At 61.5% G+C, this 13,519-nt stretch carries 14 protein-coding genes and 2 pseudogenes; 9 read left to right on the top strand and 7 right to left on the bottom strand.

The features are described 5' to 3' along the window. The first annotated feature begins 83 nt into the window (after positions 1–83). The 7 genes and pseudogenes from FVF58_RS51450 to FVF58_RS52725 form a co-directional block, all read left to right on the top strand. Positions 84–239 (top strand): hypothetical protein, encoded by a 156-nt coding sequence (locus tag FVF58_RS51450; protein WP_188130837.1) that lies wholly within the window; start codon positions 84–86, stop codon positions 237–239. Positions 240–420: 181 nt separating this feature from the next. Next, complete coding sequence (locus tag FVF58_RS16130) at positions 421–726, top strand: hypothetical protein (protein ID WP_149670875.1); 306 nt, start codon at positions 421–423, stop codon at positions 724–726. A gap of 508 nt (positions 727–1,234) precedes the next feature. Then, positions 1,235–1,912 (top strand): VOC family protein, encoded by a 678-nt coding sequence (locus FVF58_RS16125; RefSeq protein ID WP_149670874.1) that lies wholly within the window; start codon positions 1,235–1,237, stop codon positions 1,910–1,912. A gap of 118 nt (positions 1,913–2,030) precedes the next feature. Beyond that, a complete protein-coding gene (locus tag FVF58_RS16120; protein ID WP_149670873.1) occupies positions 2,031–3,410 on the top strand; it encodes an FAD-containing oxidoreductase in 1,380 nt (459 codons plus the stop codon). A gap of 341 nt (positions 3,411–3,751) precedes the next feature. Continuing rightward, positions 3,752–3,982, top strand: a complete 231-nt coding sequence (locus FVF58_RS16110; RefSeq protein ID WP_149670872.1) for a phosphotransferase-like protein — start codon at positions 3,752–3,754, stop codon at positions 3,980–3,982. Positions 3,983–4,490: 508 nt separating this feature from the next. After that, positions 4,491–4,739 carry a hypothetical protein gene (locus FVF58_RS16105; RefSeq protein WP_149670871.1) on the top strand — a complete coding sequence of 83 codons (249 nt, stop codon included), beginning with the start codon at positions 4,491–4,493 and terminating at the stop codon, positions 4,737–4,739. A 139-nt stretch (positions 4,740–4,878) separates the two neighbouring features. Beyond that, positions 4,879–4,977 (top strand): annotated as a pseudogene (locus FVF58_RS52725) (quinone oxidoreductase); the annotation flags it as partial. A 265-nt stretch (positions 4,978–5,242) separates the two neighbouring features. On the opposite strand, the gene FVF58_RS16095 reads toward FVF58_RS52725, so the two are convergent. From FVF58_RS16095 to FVF58_RS16085, 3 genes are all read right to left on the bottom strand, one after another. Beyond that, positions 5,243–6,265, bottom strand: coding sequence for an LLM class flavin-dependent oxidoreductase (locus tag FVF58_RS16095; protein ID WP_149670870.1), 1,023 nt, complete (start codon positions 6,263–6,265; stop codon positions 5,243–5,245). 41 nt (positions 6,266–6,306) lie between these two features. Then, positions 6,307–7,098 (bottom strand): carboxymuconolactone decarboxylase family protein, encoded by a 792-nt coding sequence (locus FVF58_RS16090; protein WP_188130835.1) that lies wholly within the window; start codon positions 7,096–7,098, stop codon positions 6,307–6,309. 64 nt (positions 7,099–7,162) lie between these two features. After that, on the bottom strand, positions 7,163–7,846 hold the full coding sequence (locus FVF58_RS16085) for a glutathione S-transferase family protein (RefSeq protein ID WP_149670869.1): 684 nt from the start codon (positions 7,844–7,846) through the stop codon (positions 7,163–7,165). Positions 7,847–8,073: 227 nt separating this feature from the next. Here FVF58_RS16085 and FVF58_RS16080 point away from each other — a divergent pair, with 227 nt between their 5' ends. Both FVF58_RS16080 and FVF58_RS16075 read left to right on the top strand, forming a co-directional pair. Further along, positions 8,074–8,997 carry a LysR family transcriptional regulator gene (locus FVF58_RS16080; RefSeq protein WP_149670868.1) on the top strand — a complete coding sequence of 308 codons (924 nt, stop codon included), beginning with the start codon at positions 8,074–8,076 and terminating at the stop codon, positions 8,995–8,997. 229 nt (positions 8,998–9,226) lie between these two features. Then, positions 9,227–9,350, top strand: a pseudogene (locus FVF58_RS16075) (DDE-type integrase/transposase/recombinase); the annotation flags it as partial. A gap of 478 nt (positions 9,351–9,828) precedes the next feature. Here FVF58_RS16075 and FVF58_RS16070 read toward each other — a convergent pair. The 4 genes from FVF58_RS16070 to FVF58_RS16060 form a co-directional block, all read right to left on the bottom strand. Then, a complete protein-coding gene (locus FVF58_RS16070) occupies positions 9,829–10,038 on the bottom strand; it encodes a hypothetical protein (RefSeq protein ID WP_149670867.1) in 210 nt (69 codons plus the stop codon). Positions 10,039–10,072: 34 nt separating this feature from the next. Then, positions 10,073–10,237: a hypothetical protein gene (locus tag FVF58_RS51440; RefSeq protein ID WP_188130834.1), complete on the bottom strand. Its 165-nt coding sequence runs from the start codon at positions 10,235–10,237 to the stop codon at positions 10,073–10,075. 660 nt (positions 10,238–10,897) lie between these two features. After that, on the bottom strand, positions 10,898–12,436 hold the full coding sequence (locus tag FVF58_RS16065; protein WP_149670866.1) for an efflux transporter outer membrane subunit: 1,539 nt from the start codon (positions 12,434–12,436) through the stop codon (positions 10,898–10,900). After that, positions 12,433–13,509 (bottom strand): HlyD family secretion protein, encoded by a 1,077-nt coding sequence (locus tag FVF58_RS16060; RefSeq protein WP_149670865.1) that lies wholly within the window; start codon positions 13,507–13,509, stop codon positions 12,433–12,435. Before FVF58_RS16060 ends, FVF58_RS16065 begins: the two co-directional genes overlap by 4 nt. Positions 13,510–13,519: the final 10 nt, after the last annotated feature.

The raw sequence follows: 13,519 nt of genomic DNA, 5'->3' as shown, positions 1-13,519 counted from the left end.
GCAAGGGTGACGGGCTCCGCGCTCACGCTTGCTGCGCCGCGTCGATCGGCAGGATCACCCGCACCCAGAGGGCCACGATAGCGATGATCGCCGATCTCGAGTTCCGCATTGCACAGACGCGTGAGGCGCCGGACGATCGACAGGCCCATGCCCCAGCGCCGATCGGCGGCGCGCCGTGGGCGAGCGCGTTGCCCACAACATTCTGGACGAGCCGCATGAGGGCGGAGCGCGGCGACTGAAACTCCGCGCCGCGTCGAGTTCGAGGACGAGGTGGGCTTCGTCGGCCGAGGCGCGGTGGACAAACCGATCCTTCAGCCAGGCCTCCACGCCAACTCGAGCATTGTTCGCGCCACCGTTGCCGGCCCGTAACAAGTCTGCGAATACGCTCCGAGGCGGATGACCGTTTAGGAGGGAAGCGTCATGACGTTTGCCGACCCGTTCTCGCTGTTCGTTCCGGCGCGAACTCCACGACAGCTTCAAAGTGTTGAACGGTCATCTGGTGTGCTCCGCCGGATGACATCTCATCATCCCTCTCTGTTCCGGGTATATCATGGATCAAGCGCCCATCGCCTGTCAGTTCGAGTGGCAGGAGACGTGGCGATGATCGAATCCGCGGATGTGGTTGTCATTCGCTCTGGCTGGCTGGGAGCGGCGATAGCCTACTATCTGGCAAAGCGGGGCACCCTCAGAGTCGCACTGTTCGAGTGGCTCGAAGCCGGCTCGTAGACCTCTCCGCGAGTGGCCAGCATGATCATTTGCCCGCGCAAAAGCGATTTCATGATCGACTGATCAAACTCGCGGCTCCCAAGATCAGCAAATTCTCTGCGGACACCGGTCAGCCTCCGCATTGGGTGCACCTCGGCATCCTCCAATCGCCGTTGTCGTAGCCTGGGGGCTGCCCGACTGCAGCCCTGGTTGAGACAACGGCGATGTCGGCGCGGCGGTAGAGGAATTGAAAGCAGCCGCCGAACGCGCAACGGCGTCGGTCGACGAAGCGATTGCCCCCATCGCGGCGGACGAGGTGCGGAATGCAGCGATGGAGTCGGAATGATGAAAGGACGCAAGCGATAGAGCCGCGAACGCCAGGCTTGCTTCGTGGTAACGCCGCATGCGCTAGATCACGATGAGTCCTCGCGGGTGCGGCGAGTCTGGTCTGCTGGCCGGCTCCCTTCGCCAAGTGTTGTTGTCGTCAATCTCAAAGGCCGCGTTGCGGCCCAAGCAATCGGAGGTTCACATGAGCAGCACTGCAGTCGAGACCGCGAACGTGCGGGGCTTGGACATGAAGCTCGAGGTCGTTGTCGTCCCTGTTTCAGACGTCGATCGCGCCAAGCGCTTTTACGGCGGCCTGGGGTGGAGACTTGACGCCGACTTTGCCTCCGATGATGGCCACTTCCGCGTAATCCAGTTCACGCCACCCGGTTCCGGGTGCTCGGTCATCTTCGGCAAGAACGTCACCGCGGCCGCACCCGGCACCGCTCAGGGACTGTACCTGATCGTCTCCGACGTCGAGGCGGCTCGCCAGGAACTGCTGGGACGTGGGGTGGAGATCAGCGCAGTGTTCCACGACGCCGCTGGCGCGTACGCCGGCTCGGATGAGCCATATCTGTTTGGGCGGATCCGGGTTAGCGGTCCGGACCCCGAGCATCGCAGCTACCGCTCGTTTGCCTCGTTCAGCGATCCGGACGGCAATGGCTGGCTGTTCCAGGAACTCACCCAACGAGTGCCTGGTCGCGTGGACACAGACGCTACGACGTTCACCTCGTCAGCGGAACTCGCGGCGGCGCTCCGGCGGGCAGAGGCCGCGCACGGCGAGCACGAGAAACGGACCGGCGGCCAACGCGATGAGAATTGGCCGGACTGGTATGCGGAGTACATGATTCGTGAGCAGGGAGGCAAAGACCTGCCCTTGTAAGTTGGCGGTTCTGTCGATCGCTGTCGCAATCGCGGTGGTCGAACCTCGCCGCGGCGATTGGGAGAAAAGGTCCTGGACTGGCCAATACTACGCACCCCTCTGGAACAGGAGGACACCCATGACTCGTGATTTCGATGCAATCATCATCGGCGCCGGGCAGGCCGGTCCATCCCTCGCGGGCCGGCTGACCGATGCCGGAATGGCCGTTGCGCTCGTCGAGCGCAAGCTCTTCGGGGGCACCTGTGTGAACACCGGCTGCATGCCGACCAAGACGCTCGTCGCCAGCGCCTATGCCGCCCACCTCGCGCGGCGCGGCGCTGAATATGGTGTCGTGCTCGATGGGGCCGTCCGGATCGACATGGCGCGAGTGAAGGCGCGTGCCGACGCGGTCTCGCGCAACGCGCGCACGGGCGTCGAGCGCTGGCTGCGCGGGATGAAAGGGTGCACGGTGCTGCAAGGCGCCGCGCGCTTCGATTCGTCGGACACTCTTGTGGTGGGTGACGAGCGCCTCCGCGCGCCGCGCATATACATCAATGTCGGAGGGCGCGCCATCGTCCCGGATCTGCCGGGCATTGATCGCGTGAGCACCCTGACCAATACGTCGATGCTGGCGCTCGACCACGTGCCCGAGCATCTGGTCGTGATCGGCGGCAGCTATATCGGGCTGGAATACGCCCAGATGTACCGCCGGTTCGGCGCACGGGTGACCGTCGTCGAGCAATCGCCGCGCCTCGTCATGCGCGAAGACGAAGACGTCTCGACTGTGATCCGGGAGATTCTCGAAGGCGAGGGCATTGCTGTGCGGACCGGTGCCCAATGCATTCGCTTCGCGCCGCACGCGGCAGGCATTGCTGTCGCGGTCGACTGCACGGCCGGCGAACCGGAGATCGTGGGCAGCCACGTCCTTCTCGCCGTGGGGCGTCGCCCCAACACGGACGACCTCGGGCTCGACAAGGCCGGCGTCGCGACCGACCCGCGCGGCTACATCCGCGTCGACGATCAGCTCGCGACCAACGTGCCCGGCATCTGGGCGCTTGGCGATTGCAACGGCCGCGGCGCTTTCACACACACGGCCTACAACGACTTCGAGATCGTTGCGGACAACCTGCTCGATGGCAAGGCGCGCGGGGTGAGTCAGCGGATCCCGGCCTATGCCCTGTTTATCGATCCGCCGCTCGGCCGTGTCGGCATCACCGAGACCGAGGCACGGGCGAGCGGCCGACCGCTGCTGGTCGGTCTCCGGCCCATGACCCGTGTCGGGCGCGCCGTCGAGAAGGACGAGACAAAGGGCTTCATGAAGGTGGTCGTGGACGCGCAGACGTCGAGAATCCTCGGTGCTGCCATCCTGGGCACCAGCGGCGACGAGGCAATCCACGGCCTCCTCGACGTGATGAGCGCCGGCATCCCTTATACGACCCTCCAGCAGGCAGTCCCGATACACCCGACCGTATCTGAACTCATCCCGACCATGCTCGGAGAGATGAGGGCTGTGTCTTAAGTCGACTTAGCCGCGGAGTAGAGGTCCCCGATGTTTGTTCCCACGACGATCGTCGAATTGGGAGCGCTAATGACCGGCCTCGAGGCGGACCCGTCCGTGAAGGTCGTAGTGTTCCAGTCGGACTTGATACCAGCACGCCAAAGTTCCGCGACGCACATCAACCTTGCCCCCGCGAACTTCTGGATTTGGCAATTAGCAGCGAGTGATTCAGACTTGCGCCTGCCCGCGACGCAACTGCATCGGATGCTGAAATCCGAGGCCGGTCAGCAGTGCGGGCAGCCCCGTTGTCACTCTGGACTGTTCTGACGCAATGTCGATTTTCCCCGTCCCGGACCCACGATATGGTGTCCACTGCAATCGTGCTGCATGGTCTCATAAGCGCCGGCAAAAGCAGTCTGGCGAGGGCGCTGCAGGACAACCCCGCCAGCCCCGTTTTTCATATCACCCTGGACGCGTTTGTCGGGATGTCCAGAAGGCGCGACGTGCGGTCTGACGAGGAGCTAAACCAGGCGCTGGAGCCTTTCCTTCGGTTTCCGGTATATCGCTCAGCTGGCACCGTCAAAAAGCGTTGAACTCCGTCGTCCGGGATTGTTAATCGATTCGAGTGCTGCCACTGGTGCTGAGTCGGGACATGTTTTAGCCGGACGATGTCTGAGCTTGCACGAAGGACCTGATGATTTGAGCGCCTTCCTGGTTGGCAGCCAGCGCGACCGTTCAGCCGCAGGTAGCCGGTAGCCAGTTACATATCGCTTCAGGGCCGGTTATCCCGCCGTCGTTCGGGCCGGGGCAGTGCAAGGTATTTTCGCATTACACCTTGTGTAGCAGGCGGTTTGTCAGCCCTGCGCCCTATAACAAAGCCCAAAGGTGCGAGACGCATCGGCGGGTTCACAAGCTCCGTCGATATCGCGATTTCGCCCCGATGAGCTGCGCTCCGTACCTCGGCTCGGCGCATTGCACGTCATTTCCGGATAGCGTCCGCACCAACCTTATTCGATGCCTCCCAGGGCGCGAGTGCGATGGCAGGGTGCGCGAATAACGCAAACCCTCGGGGAATCCATGAAGGTGGTCAAGGAGTGAATCATGAAATCACAGTTGATGGCCGTGTTTGCTGCTGGCGGATTGCTGGTCATGCCGGGGCTCGCAAACGCCCAGGACACGATGCCGGCGCCGCAGGCCCAGCAGCAGCAGAACCCCGCTACTCCGGCCGCGTCCTCTGACATGAACTCGCAGTCATATGGCGGAGTGCCCTCCACAAACACACAAAGCGGCAGACGCGCCGCGGAGAAGTGCAGGTTGGACCCGCAATGCAATATCTTCTTCGGTAGCTGAGCGATTTCTGCGCTGTGCATCGCCCCCGAGGGTCGTCCGATTTATAACAACGACGGCCCTAAGCAGACACGCTCCATTGATAACTTCTCGTACACCGCAAACAGTATTAACGTGCCGACGACGGGATTCGAACTATACCGCGGCACTGCCCCTCGCGTTTATCACGTCGTATTCCGGCATTGTCGACCGAGCGCGTTTGCAAACGGGGCAAACCGTGCTGGTACAGGGAGGAACAGGCGACCCTTGAACCATTCTTCCTGAGCGAGCCGCTCTCGCGTAACTAGCGCGCTTTTGTCTTCCAGATCGTAGATGGCCAAATAGGCGGCGCCGTCTACATTGCGATAGCGCTGCGCGTTGACGAAACCCGGGGCTTCCATACGCGGCGGGATGTGGTCGGTATCGTACCAGTGATTAAATTCGTCCTCCCAACTGGCATCGGGGGTCATTTCTGAAAACAATACAGCTTTGCGGGACATTTTCGTGTTTCCTTAAAGTGTCGGGTTCTAGCGCCAACCTAGCGCGGGGGCGACGTGCTTGAGGATCGAGTCGATCACGTGCGCGCAATAGTCCACGCCCAACTGGTTGGGCACAGTGAGCAGCAGGGTATCGGCAGCGGCAATTGCATCGTCCTTTGCCAGTTCCGCGATGAGGACGTCGGGCTCCGCGGCGTAAGTTCGGCCGAAAATCTTTCGAACATCGTCGTCCAGAAAACCGACCGTGTCGTCGCTCTGATTGCCGCGGCCGAAATACATGCGGTCCTGGTCGTTCACGAGCGCGAAAATACTGCGGCTGACCGACACGCGCGGCACCCGTGTATGTCCGACCTCGTTCCAGGCCTCGCGGTAGGCGCGAATCTGCTCCGCTTGCTGGATATGAAGGGGGCGCCCCGTTTCGTCGTTCTTCAATGTCGAGGTCTGAAGGTTCATGCCCATCTTCGCCGCCCACACGGCCGTTGCGTTGGAGCCCGAACCCCACCAGATGCGGTCGCGAAGGCCCGCGGAATGCGGTTCGATCCGGAGAAGACCAGGCGGATTCGCAAACATGGGCCTTGCATTCGGGTGCGCAAAGCCCTTGCCGCGCAGAACCTCATAGAAGACCTCTGTATGGCGGCGTGCCAGATCGGCATGTGTCTCACCTTCGGCCGGCGTGTACCCGAAGTGGCGCCAACCGTCGATAACCTGCTCGCCCGAGCCACGGCTGATACCGAGTTGCAGCCGCCCGCCGGCAATCAGATCGGCTGCACCGGCATCTTCCGCCATATAGAGCGGATTCTCGTAACGCATGTCGATGACACCCGTTCCGATTTCGATCCGGCTGGTTTTTGCACCGACCGCTGCGAGTAGTGGAAAAGGTGAGGCCAATTGTTGAGCGAAATGATGGACTCGAAAGAAGGCCCCATCCGCGCCGAGTTCTTCGGCGGCGACCGCGAGGTCAATCGATTGCAGAAGCACATCCGCCGCCGACCGAGTTCTTGAACTTTCGGAGTTGGTCCAGTGGCCAAAAGAAAGAAAGCCGATCTTTTTCATAAAAACATCGCCCGTAGGTTGTGCGGCTGGCGTCGAAACGCTCAATCGGGCCGCGTTTCAAAGACATCCTTAACGATTGGGAGCGCAGTGAAGACGCTGGACCAGCCCGAGTAAAACGCCAGTTGTGTCATCACTTCCGATGCCTGCGCCTGGGTCACCCCGTTGTTCATTGCCCGGTTCAGGTAGAAGGCCAGTTGTGGGTACTGGCCGACGGCAACCACTGTACTCAGTGTCGCAAGACTCCGGTCGCGCAGCGTTAGAGCCGGTCGCAGCCACAGATTTTGAAAGAGTACTTCCCTTGTGAACTGGACGACCGCGGGCGCCACTGCACCGAAATTCTGCGCAGCGGTCTCAAGTTGCGGTTCGGCTGCCTCGTTGAAGGGAAGAAGGTCGACGCAAGCCGGCGCAAGCTGTGTTGCATCGATTCCGCGCCGCTCGAAGACGACCTTCGTTACTTTCACGGCCGCCAGCGCATTGCCCCAGCCCGAATAAAAGGCTAGATGCGTGATGATTTCCGAAATCTCACCGGGCATGAGGCCGCTGTCGAGCGCCAGATCGAGGTAATACGGCATCTCCGCACTCTGATTGCGCGCAATCAACACCGCTAGCGTCACGATGCTACGGTCTCGCGTGGACAGTTGCGGACGCTTCCACAGATCGCCCAGCACGACGTCGGTCGTATAGCGCTCAAGGGCCGGCGAAACCGCGCGGATGCCGTCCAACGCGTTGATGGAGGAATGGCGAACTGAGCTTTCCATTTCTGTTTTCCTTTCGATTTGCGAGCCTGCCGCAAATCCGGAAGAAAGCCGTGTTTCTGTAGCAGCTATCTTCATCGGTTTGCAGGGCGCCGGCACCGGCCGCTTTCAGGCAGCCAGCGCGGGCGTTTTCCCGGCCTGCTTAGACCGTGAGCGAAGCGTTCTGCGGGAACAGGGCGCGACGGGTTTCTTCGTCGAACTCGGCCTTGAACGTGAGCTTGTCCTTCAGCGCCAGCGCACGGGCCGCCGCCGGGCGCGCCGAGATTTCATCTACCAGACGCTTGACGTGCGGATAGTCGGTCAAGCCCTTTTCGCCGAAGATATAACCAGCGAAATTAGCCCAGCCCCACAGCGCCATGTCGGCGATCGAGTACGTGTCGCCGGCCAGATACTTCGAGCCCGCGAGACGCGAATCGAGAATGCGGTAATGACGCTCGACTTCTTTCAGATAGCGGTTACGCGCATACGGAATAGGTTCCGGCGCATGGTGCTGGAAGTGCACCGCCTGACCCATGAACGGCGACAGACCGGTCGCGACGAACAGCAGCCACGAGAGCATCGCCGCATGCTGCGCCGGCGCGGACGGGACGAACTTGCCGTGCTTTGCACCCAGGTGCAGCAGGATGGCGTGGGAATCAAATACGGCGATGCCGTCGTCGACGATGGCCGGCACCTTGCCGTTCGGATTGATCCTCAGGTATTCCGGCATGTGTTGCTCTCCCTTGAAAGTATCGACGGGAAAGAGCTCGAACGGAGTCTCAAGCTCCTCAAGCAGGAGCGCCACTTTCGTGGGATTGGGGGTCGGATGGAAGTAAAACTGGAGCATGATGTTTTCCTTAATGGGACATGTGACAGATCGCAGCACGGCAAGGTTCGAGGCTGCGATCAGCAACGAATACGTCCGATGCTGCCTCTCGCACGCAAGCACGGCGGGCACACGGGCCGCCGTGCGGTCGTCTTGAAGTGGCTTCCAGACCGCGTGATGAGATGGTGGGCCGAAAGTGCGGCTTTGCCGTACGATCTTGCCGATGAATACGTTCGGCGGAGCCGCACATGTTGTCTGAAGACGAATTGGCGTTACTGGAAGCGATTCGCGAAACCGGCAGTCTGACGCGCGCGGCAGCGCGGCTGGGGAAGGCGCCGTCGACCATTTCGCAGGCCGCGCGGCAACTGGAAACGCGCTTCGATGCTTTGCTGTTCGATCGCCGCCGCTACCGCCTGCAACTGACACCCGCGGGCCAGGTACTCGCCGATGAAGCCGCCCGTATGATGCTGGACATGTCGCGCATGACGCAGCGCGTCCGGCAGATTGCAAGCGGCTGGGAAGATCGCCTCTGGATAGTCAGCGACGAAATTATCGAATTCGAATTGCTGATGCCGGTGGTGCGAAGCTTCGACGCGCTCGACTCCGCAGTCCAGTTGCGCTTCACGCATGAGGTCTTGAGCGGCACGTGGGAAGCGTTGCGCGACGGTCGTGCGGATCTGATCGTGGGCGCGACCAATGAACCACCCGCGATTCCCGGGCTCCGCTGGTTCGAACTCGGCGTCATCGAGTGGGTTTTCGCGGTGGCTGCGCGTCATCCGCTGGCGGGCGTCGAAGGGCCGCTCGGACGCGAACAACTGCGCGAGCATCGCGCGGTGGTAGTGGCCGATTCGTCGCGCAAGTTAGCGGGGCGTGCTTACGGCGTGATTGGAGGACAGGCCTCGCTCGCCGTGCCTAACATGCGCGCGAAGATCTTCGCGCAGCGCGATGGCTTGGGCATCGGCTGGTTGCCGCGTCAACGTGTGGCGTCGTTGCTAAAAAATGGCCGACTGGTGGAGAAGGCGACGGTCGATCCGCGGGAGCCTACCGTGTCGTATGTCGCGTGGCGCGGCGATCGCGAGGGGCGCGCGTTGCAATGGTGGCTTGACCAGTTGCGGCAGCCGCGCCTCGCCAGGCGGCTCCTGGGCGGTGTGGACCTGGTGCCTGGCGCGTGAAGCGTACGTCAATTGCGCCTTGTGCGAACAGGTGCCGCGTATCGTACGTGTCGCGATGTACGAATGGCTTGTGCACGCTAGACAGAACGGGAACGGAACGGGAACGGAACGATGAGCGCGATGGATTTGCAGGCTGGCGTGTGTACGGTGTGGCAGGTTCTCTCAAGCATAGTGGCATGAGGTTACCCCGCCGAGCGCGCGAATGACATCTACGTTCGCATCCAACTGCCGCGGCGAACCGTACACTGCTGTGTCGTGCGGTCGACAAGCATGGCGTCGAATTGGACATTCTGGTGCAAGAGCGGCGCAACAAGGCTGCCGCCAAGCGTTTCTTCACCGAACTCGCCCGAAATCCGTCGTCCGCTTTCTGACAGTCGTCGCGCCTACCGTTGTGCTCCCTCATTCTCTGTAAGTTGACAACGCCCGCAATACACATCGATCGCGTTCACCGTCATCGCGTCGACGAGGAAGCATTCTGGTAGGCGACGGCTACGATGTTGACTTGCGTACACAAGCATTCGACCGGGACCAGCAGCGGAGTGAGTGGAGGCCGACGCGATTGCAGATGGCGGATGCGGCACACCGGCAAGCGGGCCTATCTGGAAGGAGGAATTCGAACGCCAGCGTTCTGAGTGGGAGACCGCCGCTTTGTGCCCCAAGGGGCGTTCAGCAGGGTAAGCATACACAGCCGGGTTCGGTGCTAGCCCATCTGCTCAAACGGATCGAGAATAACGTGGATAGTCTGCTGCGTGAGATGGGCTAAGCTAACTTCAAAGATCGATTCAGTTCAACGCTGCGGTCGCGCAAAATCGTCGCCTCCTGGTAACTCGTTCAATGAATCGAGTCCCGGGTGTTGAAGAGACTATGCGAGTCCATCCAGTCGTACGATTCATGGCTGTGCGCCCACGCCCAATTCCTTGCCGCCTCACGCTTCTTGCCGACCGCCTGTGCGACCCCTTCGGAGGGCGAACCTTCGTCGTACTTGTCGTTCGTTCGCTCAGCGCGGCCGATGTTTCTGGATTTCGATGAGTCGTAGTTCATTGCGATTCCTGTTTGAGATTGCTGTCAACACGCATCAATCCTGCTCCACCAGCTCATCGTGCATCGACGCGGCGACAAGCTCCGCGAAGCGCTCGAGCGCCGCGACCGAGCCGTGCACTGTGCGGTACTCCTGACGTCCAATCTTCGCGTCAAGAACTACCGCCATTCCCGATTTCCGAGCCAGGTCAAGGATGTCCATCTGATGCTCCACTTCGTTGAATCAATTGATTCAGTCAGCACTCTGATGCGCGTGAACGGTTTGTCCACGCAAGCAATTCTAAGCGCTGTGCGCTGGACATCAACGCAGCCACAGTGAATACACAGTTTTCAAAACGACAACAATAGGTCCGAACTCGATGAAATACAAATCGTCGGAAGATTGGCCGCGAGGTTAATCTGCGATTGCGTCGGCCACACGGACCTGGTTGCTGACGCGGCGCGAGCCCCGTCGTGAACGAGCGGCCCGAGCCGGCCGGCCATTCGCTCCCCTCATCGTAGCCGCTCATCGCGTAGGCAAGTTCGTCGACGCTGCGCATCCCGTGAAACGGAGCGGCCGCCAGCATGAAGCGTGCGGCGACATGGGCACCCCCGGCCAGCGCCATGCCGAATGGCTCGTCAAAGAACTGCAACGATGCGATTGAGAACACGCACAGGCGGATGCGCAGCTTCTCGATCAGGCAGTGCAGTTCGACCAGCTACGGCCATTCTCGCTGGCTCATGCCTTGTGCCCCGTCGATCACGAGTACAACCAAGCGACCACCGCCTTGCGTGGCGAGCTCGATCCAGCGCTCGACCAACATGGTCTGGCACTACGGGACGCATACAAGAGACTTCGCATCTGCCCGCCTCAGTGCCCCGGTCAACGCGATACGTATGGATTGGGGTAAGCAGATTCCCAACCGCCGCCGAGTACCTTGCATAGCGTGATGAGGTTGGCGGCGGCGTTGGCCTTGCTTTGCTCAAGGTTGCTCTGCGCATCGAGCAACTGTCTCTGCACGTTAAGTACGTCGAGAAAGTCGACCGCGCCCGCCTTGTACCGTTGCCGCGCAATCGACAGCGCGCGCTGGTTCAGGCTAACGACCGTCGTCAGGCGATCGCGCCGCCGCTGTTCGGCGTCATAGACGATGAGTGCATCGTCCACCTCCCGCCAGGCCTCGAGTACGGTACGTTTGTAGACAATCGCGGCTTCCTGCTGTTGCGCTTCGCGCAAATGGAGTGTTCCCTTGAGGCGTCCGCCTTCGAAAATGGGAAGCGTGATCGACGGTCCGACGACAAACTGGCCGGACGCCCAGTCGGCGAGATTCGTGAGCTGAAGGCTCTGGAATCCTGCGCTGCCGTTCAGCGATATGCGTGGATAGAAGTCGGCTTTCGCCATGCCGATCGCCGCCGTGGCCGCGTGCAGTTGAGCCTCGGCTTTTCGGATGTCGGGGCGGCGCTGCACCAGTTCCGACGGAACGCCGATGGGCACCTGGTCAGGCAGCGCCGGCACATCGCGCGGCTCGCTGAGCGTTTGCCCGAGCGCGCCTGGTTCCATGGCCAGTAGCACGCCGATCGCATTGATCGTGGTTTCGCTACGCGACTCGAACGTCGGGATCAGGCTCTCGATCGACTCAGCCTGCGCGGAAGCGTTGTCCACGTCCAGATTCGTAGTAACGCCTTCACGTACCCGCGTTTCCGTGAGCTTCGTTGCGTCGCGGGCGATTTCCAGGTTCTGTCGTGCAATCTTAAGCAAAGCCTGCGTGTCACGCAGCTGAACGTAGTCTCGCGCGAGTTCAGCGCGCGCCGACAACAGAACTGCGTTGCGGTCCTCGTATGAGGCATCGGACAAAGCGGTCGCGGCCTCGACACCGCGTCGAGCCCGTCCCCAGATGTCGAGTTCCCAGGATGCATCGAAACCGAACTGATAGAGGTTGTAAGCCGGCGAGCCCTTGGAGCCCGGCAACGGCGCCACGCCGAGCGGCGCGGCGCCCGATGCCGACTGCGGCTGACTTCCCGTCGGGGTGACGCCAAGCAACGAGAGGATGCCGTTCGGACTTCCGCGCTCGCGGTAATAGGATGCGGCGCCGTCCAGCGTGGGATATTCTTCTGCACCGGCAATGCGTTGCTCCGCACGGCTTTGCCGCAGACGCGCCGACGCTGCCGCGACGTCGAGGTTCGCATCGGTCAGTTGTTGTTCCAGTGAGTCCAGCATGGGATCGTTGAACAGCGTCCACCATTGCGGACTGAATTCGGATTCGACTGCTTTGCTTGATGCTTGCGCGGACTGGGTGCGATTAAACACGTCGGGCGTGGCCGTCTGCGGACGTTCGAAGTTCGGGCCGACAGTACAGCCTGTCATCACGAGGCACGCCAATATATACAGCGCTAACTCGCGGATGGAGAATTCGCTCGTATTCATTTCTTGTCGGCTCCCGCGATCGGCGTATCGGCGTGCTTGCCGACGGCGACCTCTGTTTCGACCGACAACCCCACGCTCAACGCGGACGCAGCCTGTTGTCCCGGGTCGATGGTGATCTTGACAGGCACGCGTTGAACGATCTTGGTGAAGTTGCCCGTTGCGTTGTCGGGCGCGATAGGTGCGAAGCTCACGCCTGTCGCGGGCGAAAGACTATCGACATGCCCGTGAATCGTCACGCCCGGAAAACTGTCGACTTTGATCCGCACGGTGTCGCCGGGTCGCATCCTGGCGAGCTGGTTTTCCTGGAAGTTGGCGACGACATAGGCTTCCGAAAGCGGGACAATCGCGAGCAGTGGCGTGCCCGTTGTCACGAATGCGCCGACCCGCGCCGAACGTCTGCCAACCTTGCCGTCGATGGGCGCGCGGATCTCCGTATAGGACAGATTGAGCTTCGCCTGCTCGAGTGCGGCCTCGGCGTGGGCCAACGCGCCCGCCGCCTTGTCGCGCTGGGTACGCAGAACGTCGAGGTTCTGCCTGGTCGCAACAAGTGCAGCCCGGTTGCGGGCCTGCTGCGCGAGTTCCTCGGCCAGCGCGCTCGAAGCATGCTGTTGCTCCTGGGTTGTTCCTGCGCCCGCTTCCGAGAGATTCCGGTAGCGTGAGGCGTTCTCTCGCGCAAACTCGAGCGTCGCATCATCTGCGCGTAGCGTGGCGCGCGCCTCGTCGACAAGCGCGGGTTGCCGCGCGATCTCGGCGTCGTAGTTCGCAACCGATGCCTTGGCCGCCGCGACGTCGGCTTGTGCACTCATCAATGCGGCGCGGAAATCGCGGTCGTCGATACGCACCATCAACTGTCCGGTTTTTACCTGCTGGTTGTCCTCGACGAGTACCTCTGAAAGCTGGCCGGCAACACGCGGCGCTATCAGCGTGAAATCGGCCGTCACATAGGCATCATTGGTGGTCTCGCTATTTGGGTTGTCAAATAGCCTGATGCCAGCCCATATGGCGACGGCGAGTATGACCACATACGCGGCAAGACGAATTGTTTTGGGCGGCAGTCGAGTGACAAATGACATAGATACCATC

Origin of the sequence: Paraburkholderia panacisoli, assembly GCF_008369935.1 — a bacterium.
Lineage (GTDB): Bacteria > Pseudomonadota > Gammaproteobacteria > Burkholderiales > Burkholderiaceae > Paraburkholderia > Paraburkholderia panacisoli.
Note: the sequence above shows the minus strand (reverse complement) of the source record. Positions and strands in the feature narration are given on the sequence as shown.